Below are 13,146 nucleotides of genomic sequence, written 5' to 3' on the forward strand. Positions count from 1 at the left end.
CGATGTCCGAGAACCCACCCGAACGAGATCAGAAACAGGTCGCGATCGCTTGCCAGGGCGGCGGGAGCCATACGGCTTTCACCGCGGGCGTCCTCGACGAACTGCTTGGAGCCGATCTCGATATCGATATCGTCGGCTTCAGTGGTACCTCGGGCGGGGCGATCTGTGCCGCCCTCGCGTGGTACGGCCGGGAACATCCCGAGCACAATCCCGGCGACCTCCTGCTCGATTTCTGGGCCGCGATGGCCGCAAAGCAGCCGACCCAATACGCCACGAATGCCTGGGTACAAGGAATTTTACAGCTCCAGCGGCTCGGGTATCCGGTTCCGGAGGTCAGTCCCGATCAACTCCCGAAGACGGTGCGTGAACAGGACGACCTCCGTCGAATCCTTGAACGGCTCGTAGATTTCGATACAGTCCCGGACCTCGTTGAGGGGGACGCGCCCGTGTTATTGATTAGTGCGATCGACGTCCTCAGCGGCGATTTCCGACTGTTCCGGGAGGACAAACTCAGCCCGGAGACGATTCTGGCCTCGACGGCCGAGCCGAGTCTGTTTCAGGCCGTCGAGGTCGGCGGCAACTACTATTGGGACGGGCTGTTCGCCAAGAATCCGCCGATACAAGCGTTCAGCACGACTGAAGGCGTCTGTGACCCGGACGAAGTGTGGGTCATCAAAATCAACCCACAGCATCGCGACCGGGTTCCCAAACGCCTCGACGGGATCAACGACCGACGCAACGAACTCTCCGGCAATCTCTCATTAAACACCGAAGCCGGGTTCGTCGAGCAGGTCAACGAGTGGATCGAAAAGGGATACCTCCCGGATCGCTACACGACGACAGACATCCGTCGGATCCGACTCACGAAGAACCTCGACTGGCACACCAAGCTCGATCGCGATCCGCAATTCATCGAGACGTTGATCGAGGACGGGCGGAAAAATGCGCGAACGTTCCTGTCCGGTCTCGAAACACGCTGACTACCGCAGCCAAATCTAATACGTCCTCCTCCTGATAGTCGTGTATGAGTGTCGTTTCGACGCTTGTCCCGTCGGTCGTCGCTATCGCCATTCTGTTGGGAGTCAGCGCGTTCTTTTCGAGCAGTGAGTCGGCGCTGTTCTCGTTGTCCGAGGAATGGGTTCAAGCCACTAAAGCCGACGAGTCAGCAGAGAGCCGCACATTGCGGGAGTTGCGCGGGAACCCACACCGGCTACTCGTCACGCTCCTGGTCGGGAACAACCTCGTCAACATTGCGATCACGAGCATCGTCACGTTGCTCGTCGCGACCTACGTCCCGCCAGGGATTGCGGTCGTCCTTGCGACGCTGGCCGCGACCGTGCTGATCCTGGTCTTCGGTGAGATCGTCCCAAAATCCTATGGACTTGGGCATGCTGAGTCCTGGAGTTTGCGTGTTTCACGCCCGATTTCGTACGTCGAGTGGACACTCGGACCGCTCGTCACGCTGTTCGATGCTGGCACGCGATCACTGACACGGTTGCTTGGCGGCGACCAGAAGATCGAGGACACGTACATGGGCGACTGATCCGTCACTTTGCAGTGTCGTGAGACAGCGAGCGGAGCGAAAGCACGAGTACCGCACCGGCGAGGACAAGCCCGCCGGCGACCGTAAATGCCGCAAGGTACCCGAACGTCGCTATCCATCCACCGAGTAGCCCACCGATACTGCCGGCCACCGCCCCGAGAGCGGCGTGGATTCCCAAAATCTCACCGCGGATCTGTGGCGGCGCGAGTCGCGTGACGATCGTCGCCCCCAAGACAGCCATGAACCCCCAGGTCCCGCCGATGACAGCCATGCCGATCCCGACGAGCCCGATTCCGAACAGGAACGAACCAATCCCGGTCGCGAGGACGATCGCCGGCAAGAAGACCGCCCGGGCCGTGAGTGCCCCAGCCTGGAGGCGCCGGATGTCGTACCGTGAGGCCAACCGCCCGGCCGGTTCGTACAGCACCGCGGAGCCGAGACTTGCCACCAGGTACAGCGCGAAGATCTCGGCCGACCCGAAAGCAGACTCGGAAAGTAACAAGGGAAGTGGCGCCCAAAACGCGGCCGACCCGGTCAGAAAGAGTGCTGTAGCGACCAGGTACATCACCAACGCCGGATCGACGCTGCCGCGCAGACGATCAAGACGGAACGTTCGCGTTGACCAGTAGAGTCGGTTCGGCGAGAAGGCGGTCGTCGCCCCCCTGATTCCGCGTCGTGACGCGGTAGCGATTCGAGCGATCCGTCTGATCTGGGGTCGTCTCGTGACATGTCTGTCGGGGGTTGGCAACGTCCGGAGCGTACCGGCCGCACTGACGGCCGCGGTAACGGAAAACAGCCAGAACAGGGCTCGTAACGCCGTACCGGTAGAGAGGAATTGGCCGGTGACGATCGGCCAGACGGTTCCAAGGACAAGCCCACCGGCCCATCCGTACCCCTGGAACGCGTTCAGCCGACCGATCCGCTCGGTCCAGACCGACTCCGGCGTCGCGTCGACGACGATCATCGTCACGACGGGGGCGACCGAGGCGACGACCAGCCACAGCGCCGCGTTCGCCACGATGATCGTCGTGATGTCCGAAGAAAATGGAATTGCAACGAGGCTGATGGCGACGATCGCCAGCGTGAGGCCGACGAGCGGCCGACGGTTGTCGACCCGGTCGGCGAGTCGCCCAAACAGAATCGACCCCGGAGCCCCGACGATTGCGGCCGTCGAGGCCAGCAAACCGAGTTGGACCGGCGATGCGCCGAGCTGGACGATGTACAGCGGCACGAGAAGCGATGCACCCCCGAAAGCCACGGACCCGAGCGCCCAGGGATACAGCCAGCGATCAGTCATCTGGTGATGGGTTCGCGTTCGACGGTCACGGGTATAGTTCCGGGGGATCGACCCACATCCGGAATCTGTGCTATCGATCAAACGCTATCGTCGGCCGGACAGAATAGTCCTGCTTCCGAGAGCCGTATCTCGCCGATGTGAGCATTGCCAATGCGTTCTGAACAGTCGCGTTTCGCGTAACGAACGAGGGTCTACAAACGGCCCACCCAGCGGTAATTACGATTCCGTCGTGGCGTCAGTCGTTTCTACAGTGGTCCCGATTGGCTCCGTATCTTTTCTCCGTGAGTTAACGGCCTTTAGCGCAGCGAGGCCAGCGTGTTTTACTGCACCACCGGCATGTTTCACTGCTGTGACTGTCTCTTGTTTGGCGTCTTCGACGTCCGCTGCTGCCTCTTCGACGTCCCCTTTCGCTTCATCAATACCCTCTTTCGCTTCGTTGATGCCCTCTTTTGCATCCGTCACTTGCTCGGGCTCTTCGTCTTCTAACGAACCGTCTGACTTCTGGCTCCGAAGTTTTCGAAGTGTGAGCACGCCGATGGCACCGGCGGTTAGGACTACCAATCCCGTTTTTACTTTCCCCATACGCCACGTAGGATCTGTTAGTATTTATAATATCTCCTCCTAACAACTACACACTGATATATTCGGATACTGTTGGCTGTTCGATACGAGTCCAGTATCTACAACGACTCAGTACGTCAGACTCATCCCACCCTCGTGGGTCATGTCGCCACCGTTGAGGTGTTTGCTGTGTTCCGAACAACCCATCACGAAGAGATTCGCGACCTCATAGGGCTCCATCATCTCCTTGACGCGGGTCCGTTCGAGCATGACGTTCTCGACGACCTCGTCGACTGTCATCCCGCGACGATCGGCGGTGTCGGGGAGTTGCTTCGCGACGAGGGCGGTCTTGACGTAGGCTGTACTGACAGAGAACGCCCGGACTCTCCCTTCACCTTCGGCGGCGATCGACTGAGTCAGGCCCCGGAGGCCGAACTTGATGGTATTGTACGCTACTTTATCTCGCGTGACGATGTGGCCGTGCACCGAACACATGTTCCCGACGACACCGCGGCCGTCGTCGTTCGCCCGGAGGTGCGGAAGACAGTGTTTCGTCAGCACGAGCGGTGCGCGTTGCATCACGTCGTGCATCAGGTCGTACTTCTCGATCGGGAACGACTCGATGGGTGCGACAGTCTGGATCCCCGCGTTATTGATCAGATACCGGAGCGTTCCTCCTTCCGTCGCTCGCTCGACGATCCGTTCGAGCGCGTCGTCGTCAGTCAGGTCCCCGGCGACGGTGAGTACCTCTCCTGGAAGGTCCATCTCGGTAGCCTCCGAGTGCGTCTCTTCGAGTCCATCCTCGTCTCGATCGGTTGCGACGACCGTCAGACCGTTAGCCGCGAACGCGTGAGCGGTCGCGCGTCCGATCCCTGCACCCCCACCCGTGACGATCGCTACGTTCTCGGCGGTGTAGTTCCGGTCGTCGATCTCCAGGAAGTCCTCGCGAGTCGGCTCGCTGGGCCCGTACTTCGCCATCGCCTCCTCGACAGTCATGTCGGCCATGCGCTCGGGGACGAGCGCCAGGCGGAAATAGTTCGGCCCGCCCCATCTACGGCCCCCGGACCGTGACGGTTGTCATCCGAACCCTTCAGCTTCGATCCGGCTGGCCGGTACCCCGAGTGACTCGACCACCCGAACGAGTCCGTACACCATCGCGTTGATCCCGCACGCGTACACCTCCATGGTGGCTGGGTCGAGCCGTGCGTCGATGCCCGAGCGCGGTTGCTTCTGAAGCCAGCCTTCCCAGGGTGTGTTGAGTCCGGCGGTCACGACCGACGGATCGACGTGTTTGAGCAGGCTGTGCTGGACGAACTCCGTCTCCCCATCCCATTCGGAGAGGACAGATTCCAGCACGAGACACGGGACGAAATGAAAATTCTCGTGCGTTCGATCGAGTTCACGGAATTCCGTTCGGTACGGGAGATCGTCGTCCCAGTCGGCCCCGAGGAACAGCCAGATGTCACGCTTCTTACCCCTGTATACGTCGCGACCAGTTTCGAACACGTAGTCGATCATGCTCTTGAGTGGCGCGACACCTGTTCCAGTCGCGACAAACACCTTGTCTCGTGGAGAGTGGTCTCCAAGGACGAGTTCGCCGTACGGACCGCGGATCGTAACTGTCTCCCCGGGAGAGAGGTCGTCACAAATTCGCGGCGATAGCCGGCCGCCCGGCACGCGCCGGACACAGATCTCAAGATCGTCCTGCGTCGGTGACCCCGACAATGAGTACGCCCGCGGGATGGCGCTGTATTGAAAGCCGACGTACTGTCCCGCGACGAAATCTACGTCCTCGTCGGTTTCAAACCGGACACGAGTGAGCATCGGCTTCGGCCGATGATAGCGTTTTGATAACGTCGTCACGTTTCGAGCCACGTCTGCATACCCGTCGGCGGCGAGCTCTGACGCCAGATCGTCCCATGTTTGAGGATCGTTGAATGGGTCATATGTGCTTTCGAGCCCCGCTGGTTTGAGCTGGCGAGTGACCGCGCTCTCCACTTCCGAACGGCGATCGACGTCCATTGCGTCGACATCCGTGATCCTGGCTGATTCGGTTACCAGCGGAAGGTCGGCGATCGAATCATGTTGGGAAGCATGTTCGCGAACATGTACCATGTTGACGTGAATTCACCGCCACGTCGAAAGGTCTTCTGCTTAAATGGGTGACTTTCGATCAGAAAGCAGCTGATGATGACTCGGCTACGGATGGAGCCTCATTGTCCGGATCGCAGGATTATGATTTCGAGGGAAACCCAATTCAACGACGAGTGAAACGTTTACGTCTTGAAACCTCGAAGGATCGGTAATCCCCGAGATCGTCTGAGGTGTGTTGTTCGCGACAGAGAGACGGGCGCTGAGGGATTTAAGCCGAATGCAGACGGTCCTACTCGCCTCGCTTCGCTCGGCTGCGTGGGCTGCGACTGCCAGGGTTCAAATCCTCAGCCGACGCTCCTCAGCGCTCACTGTCGTTCGCGCAGAACGCACGGGCGCTGAGGGATTTGAACCGAATGGAGACGGTCGCTCACTGCGTTCGCGCTGCGACTCCCCGGGTTCAAATCCCTCAGATGGCCCATTTGCTGCTCGCGCATTGCTCGCAGCAAAATGTTACGGGCGCTGAGGGATTTGAACCACGCCCTCTCGGTCGCGACGCTCCCTCGCGGTCTCCCTCACATCCCTCAGATGGCGCATTTGCTGCTCACGGTTTGTTCGCAGCAAAATGCTACGGGCGCTGAGGGATTTGAACCCCCGACAGCTTGGTCCGAAGCCAAGTACTCTGTCCAGGCTGAGCTAAGCGCCCATTCGGATGCATTCGAACCCTATGGACCCACTGTAAAAAATGTCTCCATCCGCCGACGGTGATCCGAAGGGCGGTATGCTTATCCATGGCGCACCCAGAACGTGACACATGCCAATCACTGACGACGACGCCCTCCGAGAGGTTCTCGAAACCACGAACACGATCGCCGTCGTTGGATGTTCCTCGACGGCCGGAAAGGACGCCCACGAGATTCCGAAGTACCTGCTTGATGCGGGCTACGACGTGATCCCGATCAACCCGTTCGCCGACGAGATATTCGGCCAGGAGACGTACGATTCACTCCAAGCGGTCCCTGACAAGATCGACATTGTGGACGTGTTCCGACCCAGTGAAGAAGTCCCGGAAATCGTCGACGCGGCACTCGATCGTGCGGATGATCCACTGGTCTGGCTTCAGTTGGGAATTACCCACGACGACGCGGTCGAACAGGCGGAGGACGCGGGCTATCGCGTCGTCGAAGATCGCTGTATGAAGGTCGAACACCAGCGGTTGCTGGGGTAAGGACTACCCGAGACCCGATCACTGACCGGCGTCCGATCCGGCACCGGCCTCCGCCGTGGGTTCGGCGGTTTCCTCGACGTTCGTCCCCGATTCGGCCGATTCTGCAGTGGCGTCCGCATCCTCGATGTGGACGTCTGCGACGATCGACTCGACGTCGAGTCCTTTCTCCTCTGCGAGTGCCTCAAGGAGCGCGCGTTGTTCGGCGAGATCGTGCTCGATCTCGTCGACCTGCTCGCTGGTGGTCTCGACCTCCTCACGGAGCGACTGAACCTGGCCGCGCAGTTGGTTCATCTTCTCGTAGAGATCCTCCGCGGCGCTAGTCACCTTCTGGAGTTTCTTCGCGGTGTCTCCGAATCCCATGATATCCGGTTGTGACTCGCTGCTTGTGCGCCTTTCGGTACGTAGCGTCGCCGTTAAGGCGTGGCCGATCGGACTCTCGTTCATGGATCGGACGCGTCTTGCCCCCACAGTCGGAATCCTCGCCTGCCTCGCGTTCCTCGGCGTGCTCGCAGTGCCGCTGGGTTCTCCGAGTGCCGGTCTGTACTACGCATCCGGGGCACTGAACCCCTTGATCGGCGGCTTGCTTGCCCTCGTGACGGTGATCGTCTTCGCAGCCGGACGTCAGCGGCGCACCGATCCGTCCCTCGCCGCCGGCGTCGCGCTGGCTTTCGGACTCGTGATCACCGTGACGGTGATCGCCTGGGCGAGCACTGCCAGGACCGACGTGCTGTCGAACACCCAGTACCATCGCTACGCGCTCGCCGGGACGGCGGCAGCTGTGCCCATCGTCGCCGCCTGGTACGCCCGAGAACTCGACGTGTGGTGAGTCGTGGTCGGTCGGACCGACGAGCCGAAAGGCCCTTATGGACAACCGGAGTAGGATCGAACCGGACTAGGCCGGGCGGTTAGGCCCCGCTCTCCACCCGCGCTATGGTCTTCAGCGGGAGCCGAATCCCGGGGGCGTCCGGACAGACGGACGCGGGCCCCGTTAGCCAACGTCGAAGCCTCGTCCTCCGGGGGTAGCGGTCGACGCCGAATCGCCTGCAGGGGCGTGCCGGTGTCGTTAACCGGGGGCACTCCGCCAGGCGCGGAAGCGAGCAGCGGACCCCCGGACACCTGCCGCTCGCAGGGTCGCGGGGTGGAGGAGGCACGCGGGACTCCCCGCGTCCGAACGCCGGGCTATCCCGGGCGTCCATCTCATTCATATCCAACCACCTTTTTCGCGGAGGCATCGCCGCGAGCAACTGCTCGTGGTGCAACCTCCAGCAAAAACGTGGGCGAAAAAGGCCGCCTCTGCCGTCTTCGACGGCTCCGGCGGTGAAACGTCTCGCGACGCGTTACGTATGCTTCCAAAACCGGCCGACCGCACTGTGTCGAGTTAGTCCTCGACCGACTCGGCCAGTGCACCGCCCTCGACGGCGAGTTCCCCTCCGATCGTGCGATTCGGATAGGGAATATTGATGCCCTCGGCGTCGAAGCGTTCCTTGACAGCCTTGACGTACTCCCCACGAGTCTTCACGAAGTCCGAGCGGCTCGGGTTCGCAATCCAGATCCGGGATTGCAGCCCCACGGAGGAATCCCCAAGCTCGACGAGCCGGACCGAAGGCCCGGGATCGTCGAGAATGTCGTCGTGCGCTTCGGCCTCTGCGAGGATGATCTCCGTCGCTTTGTCGACATCGTCGTCGTAGCCGATTCCGAACGTGAACTTCATGCGTAGCTGATCCTTCGCGACGGGGTTTTTGATGACGCCAGTGGTCAGATCCGAGTTGGGAACCGTCAATAGTTCGTTGTCGAAAGTACGCACGCGGGTCACGCGGAGGCTGATGTCTTCGACGATCCCGCTGTGGTTGTCCCACTCGATCCAGTCACCGATGCGGAACGGCCGGTCGGTGAAGATGAACACGCCGGCAACGAAGTTCGCAATGACGTCCTGCATGGCGAAACCGATTGCCAGCGTCGCCGCAGCACCGATCGTCGCGAGAGCGGTGAGGATGCTGCCGAACCCGGCGAATGCAAAGGCGACCGCGACGGAGACGAATCCGAGTACCCCACCAGTGAGCTTCCGAAGTGGTTTGCGGGCGTGGGTGTCCAGACTCCGGGCCTTCATCAGTCGATTGACGAGGGGGACGATAGTCGCCCGTCCAAGGACGTACACGCCGACTGCGACCAGTACGAACGTGATCGCAGCACCCACCGTGTCGGCATACGGGACGTTAGCGTTTTCTAAGAGTCTCGCGATGAACCCGGAGTCAGCCTGTAACACCAACCCGGCGACGGACGCGCTCATCGCTGTATCACCGCCGTGTGGCCCCGTGTGTCGAGGACGCTTCCGTTCGCCTTTTCGGCCAGTTCGGCAGCCAGTTCTTCGGTGTCACCCTCGGCTCTGGCCGCTCGCAGGAATTTGACCTTGACTGCGTCACGATCGGCCAGTTGCTCTGAGAGTTCGTCGGAAACGGCGTCGATACCGTTTTTCCCGACCCAGACAGTCACGTCCAGATCGTGCATCGGATCGCTCATGTGGCCGGGATTCGAGTGCGACCGGTTTCAAGCTTCGCCACTCGCTTCGCAATTTTTGTTCGTCGTACTTACGGAAACCGAGGAGTGTGCTCCGACCAGGGCGGGGGACGTCACTCGTATGGATACCGAGCCTGGGTGCCACATTCGCAAGTCACGACGACGTGACCGTCCTGAGTCCGCACGCGGGCGTTTCGCCCTGGCAGTAGATACGCGTCACAGTCGTCACAGACGAACCGCTCGAAGGATTGTGGAAGCGATAGCCGGTGTCGCTGGGCGATCCGACGAGACCGACGGACGAGTTCTCTCGCACGCTCGTGTTCGTCCGCTCGGGCCGCCGAACGGGCCTGCTCCGCAAGGATTTCGATCCGTTCGGCCGCGATCGCCGCGTCGTCGCTCATCACCCGGGCCAGAACCGTCTCGCGGAAAGCGATGTCGATTCCGATCGAAGCACAACGCATTAATCGACGCTCGTCGAACCGTCGAGTCATGACACTGCCGTCGGTCGCCGCCTTCACTGACACCTACTTCCCGACGGTCAACGGTGTCACGTACACGATCCAGTCCTGGCGGGACTGCTGGCACCAGCGGGGCGGGGACATGCCGATCGTCTATCCAGGGTCGGACGAATACGATCCCGATGAACGGGAGTATCCGGTCAAGAGCGTTCCGTTCCCGTTTTACGAGGGGTTCCGCGTCGGCGTCCCACGGGTTCCCGACGGCGTCGGCGACCCGAACCTCGTTCACGCCCATACGCCCTTTGGACTCGGGATGAGCGCGATGCGGCTCGCCCGATCACGCGATCTGCCGCTGGTCGCCTCGTATCATACACCGACCAGTGAGTACGCCGCATACGTCTCGCTTGGCGACCACGTCGAACGGACGATCCGACGGACTGCCAGGCGGTACGAGCGATGGTTCTTCGGCCGTGCGGACATGGTCGTCGTCCCGAGTGAGCGGACCCGCGAACACGTCCGCGATCGTATCGGGATCGAGGCGACGGTCGAAGTCGTCCCCAACGGAATCGACACCGACCGGTTCCGGCCTGTCGATCCCGAGGAGTTCCTGCAACGTTACGACCTGCCGACGGACCGACCGATCGTCGGCTACACCGGTCGGCACGGCTACGAGAAGTGTCTTCCCGATATCGTCGCCGCGACCGACGACATGGACGTGACAGTCGTCTTCGGCGGCGACGGGCCGGCACGGCCGGATGTCGAGGCGCGGGCTGAAGCGGCCGACCTCGACGTCCGCTTTCTCGGTTTTCTCCCTCGCGAGGAACTCCCCGCCTTCTACTCGGCGCTTGATGTCTTTCTGTTCTCCAGCCCCGTCGAGACCCAGGGATTGGTCGCCCTGGAAGCCAACGCCTGTGGTACGCCCGTCGCTGGTGTCGACAGCGGGGCGCTGGCGGAGACCATCGAGGACGGCGTCAACGGCTATTCCTACCCGCAGGGAGACATCGAGGCCTTCCGTGACGCGATTCGACGGGCGCTCGACGAGCGGGAAGAGCTTGGCGAGCACTGTCTCGAACGCCGGGAGACGATCAGCAGCAATCACGCTGTCGACCGCCTGGAGGAGGCCTACGCCGACGTACTCGACACTGAATCGCCGGATACACCGAAAAGGCGAACCTGACGGTCGGGTGTTCGATCAGGCGCGCGCTGGCTGCCCGGATGATCGTTCGCTCACTCGCCACACTACGACAGTGCGCTGGCTGCTCGGATGATCGTCCGCTCACGCGACCACCTTTTTCCGTTCGGGTCCGTGCGACGGACCACTCACGCAAAAACCTGGACGAAAAAGAGTTCGCTCCGCTCACTCGCCACACTACGACAGTGCGCTGGCTGCTCGGATGATCGTCCGCTCGCCGAAGGCAGGACCGATCAACTGGAGTCCGACCGGCAGTCCGTCCGCCGTCTCGCCGGCCGGCACCGAGATGGCGGGCAGGTTCGCGAGGTTGATTGGCGTCGTGTTCGCGTCGGCGAGGTACATCGTGAGAGGGTCATCCAGACTTTCGCCCCGCTCCATGGGCGGGACTGGCATCGTCGGCGACGCCAACACGTCCGCCTCGGAAAGCGCCCCGTCGAAGTCCTGTTTGACCCACGCCCGGGCGTCCTGAGCCTTCTTGTAGTACTTGTCGTGATACCCTGCCGACAGGGCATAGGTACCGAGCAGAATCCGGCGTTTGACCTCCTCGCCGAACCCTTCCTCGCGGATCCTCGCGTACTCCTCGTTCCAGTTGCCTTCATACTCGGGTGTCGGGCCGTAGCGCACGCCGTCGAATCGTGCAAGGTTCGAAGAAGCCTCACTCATCGCTATGACGTAGTAGGCCTCGACAGCGTGTTCGACCGACGGGAGGTCAACCTCGTGGTAACTCGCACCCTCCGATTCCAGTTCGTCGATGGCGTCCCAGAACGTCTCGACGACGCCCTCCTCAGCACCGTCGAGCAACTCCGTCGGGATCCCGATCTCCAAACCGTCGACGTCGCCGTCCGCGGCGTCGGCGAAAGCGTATTCCCGCATATCGTCGGGTTCCGAACCGCCGATCTCCGCGTGGGCGCCACGCGTCGTCGCATCTCGATCGTCGGGAGCGGCGATAATTTCAAGCAGTTCCGCGGCTTCTTCGACCGTCGGCGCGATCGGGCCGATCTGCTCTAAGGAGTTGGCGTAGGCGATCAGGCCGTACCGGGAGACCAGCCCATAGGTGGGTTTGATCCCGACGACGCCACAGAACGCGGCCGGACACCGGACCGAACCCCCGGTGTCGCTACCGAGCGCGAGGTCTGCCTCGCCGGCAGCGACAGCGGCTGCCGAGCCACCCGAAGAGCCACCGGGGACGTGCCCCTCGGCAGCGGGGTTCTCGGTCGGCCCGAAGTGGGAGGTCTCCGTCGTCGTCCCCATCCCGAACTCGTCCATGTTGGTCTTGCCCGGGATCGTCGCACCGGCTTCCTTCAAGCGCTCGACGACTGTTGCGTCGTACGGTGGAACGTAGTCGGCGAGCATGGCCGAGCCGGCGGTCGTTCGCACGCCAGCTGTCGAGATATTGTCCTTGACAGCGACCGTCCGACCGGCGAGTAACCCGTCGGTGTCGCCCGGAATCATCTCCTCAGTGATGTAGACGTTGTGGCTCATGAGACGCGTGGGCCCTTGAAGAAACCGTCCTCGCTCTCGGGTGCGTTCTCGAGAGCTGCGTCCTGATCGAGACTCGATTCAACCTCGTCCGGACGCATGACGTTGGTCAGTTCGGCCTCGGGCTCGACTTCGGGAACCTCGTCGAGCGTCTCGAAGTACGAGAGGATGTCAGCGAACTGCTCGCTGAATCGCTCACGTTCCTCGTCGTCCAAGTTCACCCGTGCGAGGTCCGCGACGTGTTCGACCTCATCGGGATCGACGACCGATTCGCTCATGTCCATCCGCTGGGTACCACTGCCACTAAGGGTTTCGAAAGCCCGGGAATCAATCGGAAATCCGGCGATGGCTGCCGGTTTTGGCCGACCAAAGAATTTAAGTCCTGTGGGTAACAACAGAAGGACGAGCGAAACAGTTCTTCGGGCATTCCGCCCGTTACGTACTCGACCAATGTCAGATACGACCCTCAGAAGTCACGAACGAGCGACTCAGCAAGAGACGAGTGAGAACGAACGGACCGAGACGCACGTCTGTCCGGAGTGTGGCGGGACGCTACAATCGGACTCCGAGCGCGGCGAGACAGTCTGTAGCGAGTGTGGCCTGGTCGTCGAGGAAGACGAGATCGATCCCGGCCCGGAGTGGCGTGCCTTCGACGCCAAGGAGAAAGACCAGAAGTCCCGCGTCGGTGCGCCGACCACCAACATGATGCACGATAAGGGCCTCTCGACAAACATCGGCTGGCAGGACAAAGACGCCTACGGCAATTCGCTGTCCTCCCGCCAG

The 13,146-nt window shown here is 61.7% G+C and carries 16 protein-coding genes, 1 tRNA gene and 1 other RNA gene; 7 read left to right on the forward strand and 11 right to left on the reverse strand.

Annotated elements, in window-relative coordinates:
- Window positions 1–2: 2 nt before the first annotated feature.
- Entirely contained in the window at window positions 3–980 is a 978-nt protein-coding gene (locus tag E3374_RS00660) for a patatin-like phospholipase family protein (protein WP_136686677.1), read from the forward strand.
- Window positions 981–1,024: 44 nt separating this feature from the next.
- On the forward strand, window positions 1,025–1,543 hold the full coding sequence (locus tag E3374_RS00665) for a CNNM domain-containing protein (protein WP_136686679.1): 519 nt from the start codon (window positions 1,025–1,027) through the stop codon (window positions 1,541–1,543).
- 4 nt (window positions 1,544–1,547) lie between these two features.
- Here the strand turns inward: E3374_RS00665 and E3374_RS00670 are convergent, their stop codons facing one another.
- The 5 genes from E3374_RS00670 to E3374_RS00690 form a co-directional block, all read right to left on the reverse strand.
- Window positions 1,548–2,840 carry an MFS transporter gene (locus E3374_RS00670; protein ID WP_136686681.1) on the reverse strand — a complete coding sequence of 431 codons (1,293 nt, stop codon included), beginning with the start codon at window positions 2,838–2,840 and terminating at the stop codon, window positions 1,548–1,550.
- Between the two features lie 216 nt (window positions 2,841–3,056).
- Window positions 3,057–3,422 (reverse strand): hypothetical protein, encoded by a 366-nt coding sequence (locus E3374_RS00675; protein WP_136686683.1) that lies wholly within the window; start codon window positions 3,420–3,422, stop codon window positions 3,057–3,059.
- Window positions 3,423–3,530: 108 nt separating this feature from the next.
- Window positions 3,531–4,397 carry an SDR family NAD(P)-dependent oxidoreductase gene (locus E3374_RS00680; protein ID WP_136687408.1) on the reverse strand — a complete coding sequence of 289 codons (867 nt, stop codon included), beginning with the start codon at window positions 4,395–4,397 and terminating at the stop codon, window positions 3,531–3,533.
- Between the two features lie 81 nt (window positions 4,398–4,478).
- Window positions 4,479–5,516 (reverse strand): ferredoxin--NADP reductase, encoded by a 1,038-nt coding sequence (locus E3374_RS00685; RefSeq protein WP_136686685.1) that lies wholly within the window; start codon window positions 5,514–5,516, stop codon window positions 4,479–4,481.
- Window positions 5,517–6,123: 607 nt separating this feature from the next.
- Window positions 6,124–6,198: transfer RNA gene (locus E3374_RS00690), tRNA-Arg, on the reverse strand.
- A 108-nt stretch (window positions 6,199–6,306) separates the two neighbouring features.
- On the opposite strand from E3374_RS00690, the gene E3374_RS00695 reads away from it, so the two are divergent.
- Window positions 6,307–6,720 carry a CoA-binding protein gene (locus tag E3374_RS00695; protein WP_136686687.1) on the forward strand — a complete coding sequence of 138 codons (414 nt, stop codon included), beginning with the start codon at window positions 6,307–6,309 and terminating at the stop codon, window positions 6,718–6,720.
- A gap of 18 nt (window positions 6,721–6,738) precedes the next feature.
- On the opposite strand, the gene E3374_RS00700 is transcribed toward E3374_RS00695, so the two are convergent.
- The gene (locus E3374_RS00700; RefSeq protein WP_136686689.1) at window positions 6,739–7,080 is read right to left on the reverse strand and encodes a DUF5798 family protein; all 342 of its coding nucleotides are present in this window, start codon (window positions 7,078–7,080) and stop codon (window positions 6,739–6,741) included.
- Between the two features lie 82 nt (window positions 7,081–7,162).
- Here E3374_RS00700 and E3374_RS00705 point away from each other — a divergent pair, with 82 nt between their 5' ends.
- Both E3374_RS00705 and ffs read left to right on the forward strand, forming a co-directional pair.
- Window positions 7,163–7,546 (forward strand): DUF7548 family protein, encoded by a 384-nt coding sequence (locus tag E3374_RS00705; protein ID WP_136686691.1) that lies wholly within the window; start codon window positions 7,163–7,165, stop codon window positions 7,544–7,546.
- A gap of 59 nt (window positions 7,547–7,605) precedes the next feature.
- Window positions 7,606–7,918: signal recognition particle sRNA (gene ffs, locus E3374_RS00710), an RNA gene on the forward strand.
- Window positions 7,919–8,098: 180 nt separating this feature from the next.
- Here ffs and E3374_RS00715 read toward each other — a convergent pair.
- The 3 genes from E3374_RS00715 to E3374_RS00725 form a co-directional block, all read right to left on the reverse strand.
- Window positions 8,099–9,007: a mechanosensitive ion channel family protein gene (locus E3374_RS00715; protein ID WP_136686693.1), complete on the reverse strand. Its 909-nt coding sequence runs from the start codon at window positions 9,005–9,007 to the stop codon at window positions 8,099–8,101.
- The gene (locus E3374_RS00720; RefSeq protein ID WP_136686695.1) at window positions 9,004–9,237 is read right to left on the reverse strand and encodes a YhbY family RNA-binding protein; all 234 of its coding nucleotides are present in this window, start codon (window positions 9,235–9,237) and stop codon (window positions 9,004–9,006) included. Before E3374_RS00720 ends, E3374_RS00715 begins: the two co-directional genes overlap by 4 nt.
- A gap of 110 nt (window positions 9,238–9,347) precedes the next feature.
- The gene (locus E3374_RS00725; protein ID WP_136686697.1) at window positions 9,348–9,635 is read right to left on the reverse strand and encodes a ribonuclease P protein component 4; all 288 of its coding nucleotides are present in this window, start codon (window positions 9,633–9,635) and stop codon (window positions 9,348–9,350) included.
- 88 nt (window positions 9,636–9,723) lie between these two features.
- On the opposite strand from E3374_RS00725, the gene E3374_RS00730 reads away from it, so the two are divergent.
- Window positions 9,724–10,869, forward strand: a complete 1,146-nt coding sequence (locus E3374_RS00730; protein WP_136686699.1) for a glycosyltransferase — start codon at window positions 9,724–9,726, stop codon at window positions 10,867–10,869.
- Window positions 10,870–11,061: 192 nt separating this feature from the next.
- Here E3374_RS00730 and gatA read toward each other — a convergent pair whose 3' ends face one another.
- Together gatA and gatC are read right to left on the reverse strand one after the other, a co-directional pair.
- Window positions 11,062–12,366 carry an Asp-tRNA(Asn)/Glu-tRNA(Gln) amidotransferase subunit GatA gene (gene gatA / locus E3374_RS00735; protein WP_136686701.1) on the reverse strand — a complete coding sequence of 435 codons (1,305 nt, stop codon included), beginning with the start codon at window positions 12,364–12,366 and terminating at the stop codon, window positions 11,062–11,064.
- Entirely contained in the window at window positions 12,363–12,641 is a 279-nt protein-coding gene (gatC, locus tag E3374_RS00740; protein ID WP_136686703.1) for an Asp-tRNA(Asn)/Glu-tRNA(Gln) amidotransferase subunit GatC, read from the reverse strand. The genes gatA and gatC overlap by 4 nt, the downstream gene beginning before the upstream one ends.
- Before the next feature lie 172 nt (window positions 12,642–12,813).
- On the opposite strand from gatC, the gene E3374_RS00745 reads away from it, so the two are divergent.
- Window positions 12,814–13,146, forward strand: a 333-nt coding sequence (locus E3374_RS00745; RefSeq protein ID WP_282568416.1) for a TFIIB-type zinc ribbon-containing protein, incomplete at its 3' end; no start/stop codon positions are given.

The sequence above is a fragment of the Halorhabdus amylolytica genome, from assembly GCF_004944975.1.
Lineage (GTDB): Archaea > Halobacteriota > Halobacteria > Halobacteriales > Haloarculaceae > Halorhabdus > Halorhabdus amylolytica.

Excerpts from the sequence above, each read along its gene's own strand:
- E3374_RS00660 (WP_136686677.1), top strand. The coding sequence starts at position 3 with ATGTCCGAGAACCCACCCGAACGAGATCAGAAACAGGTCGCGATCGCT.
- E3374_RS00665 (WP_136686679.1), top strand. The coding sequence starts at position 1,025 with ATGAGTGTCGTTTCGACGCTTGTCCCGTCGGTCGTCGCTATCGCCATT.
- E3374_RS00670 (WP_136686681.1), bottom strand. The coding sequence starts at position 2,840 with ATGACTGATCGCTGGCTGTATCCCTGGGCGCTCGGGTCCGTGGCTTTC.
- E3374_RS00675 (WP_136686683.1), bottom strand. The coding sequence starts at position 3,422 with ATGGGGAAAGTAAAAACGGGATTGGTAGTCCTAACCGCCGGTGCCATC.
- E3374_RS00680 (WP_136687408.1), bottom strand. The coding sequence starts at position 4,397 with ATGACTGTCGAGGAGGCGATGGCGAAGTACGGGCCCAGCGAGCCGACT.
- E3374_RS00685 (WP_136686685.1), bottom strand. The coding sequence starts at position 5,516 with ATGGTACATGTTCGCGAACATGCTTCCCAACATGATTCGATCGCCGAC.
- E3374_RS00695 (WP_136686687.1), top strand. The coding sequence starts at position 6,307 with ATGCCAATCACTGACGACGACGCCCTCCGAGAGGTTCTCGAAACCACG.
- E3374_RS00700 (WP_136686689.1), bottom strand. The coding sequence starts at position 7,080 with ATGGGATTCGGAGACACCGCGAAGAAACTCCAGAAGGTGACTAGCGCC.
- E3374_RS00705 (WP_136686691.1), top strand. The coding sequence starts at position 7,163 with ATGGATCGGACGCGTCTTGCCCCCACAGTCGGAATCCTCGCCTGCCTC.
- E3374_RS00715 (WP_136686693.1), bottom strand. The coding sequence starts at position 9,007 with ATGAGCGCGTCCGTCGCCGGGTTGGTGTTACAGGCTGACTCCGGGTTC.
- E3374_RS00720 (WP_136686695.1), bottom strand. The coding sequence starts at position 9,237 with ATGAGCGATCCGATGCACGATCTGGACGTGACTGTCTGGGTCGGGAAA.
- E3374_RS00725 (WP_136686697.1), bottom strand. The coding sequence starts at position 9,635 with ATGAGCGACGACGCGGCGATCGCGGCCGAACGGATCGAAATCCTTGCG.
- E3374_RS00730 (WP_136686699.1), top strand. The coding sequence starts at position 9,724 with ATGACACTGCCGTCGGTCGCCGCCTTCACTGACACCTACTTCCCGACG.
- gatA (WP_136686701.1), bottom strand. The coding sequence starts at position 12,366 with ATGAGCCACAACGTCTACATCACTGAGGAGATGATTCCGGGCGACACC.
- gatC (WP_136686703.1), bottom strand. The coding sequence starts at position 12,641 with ATGAGCGAATCGGTCGTCGATCCCGATGAGGTCGAACACGTCGCGGAC.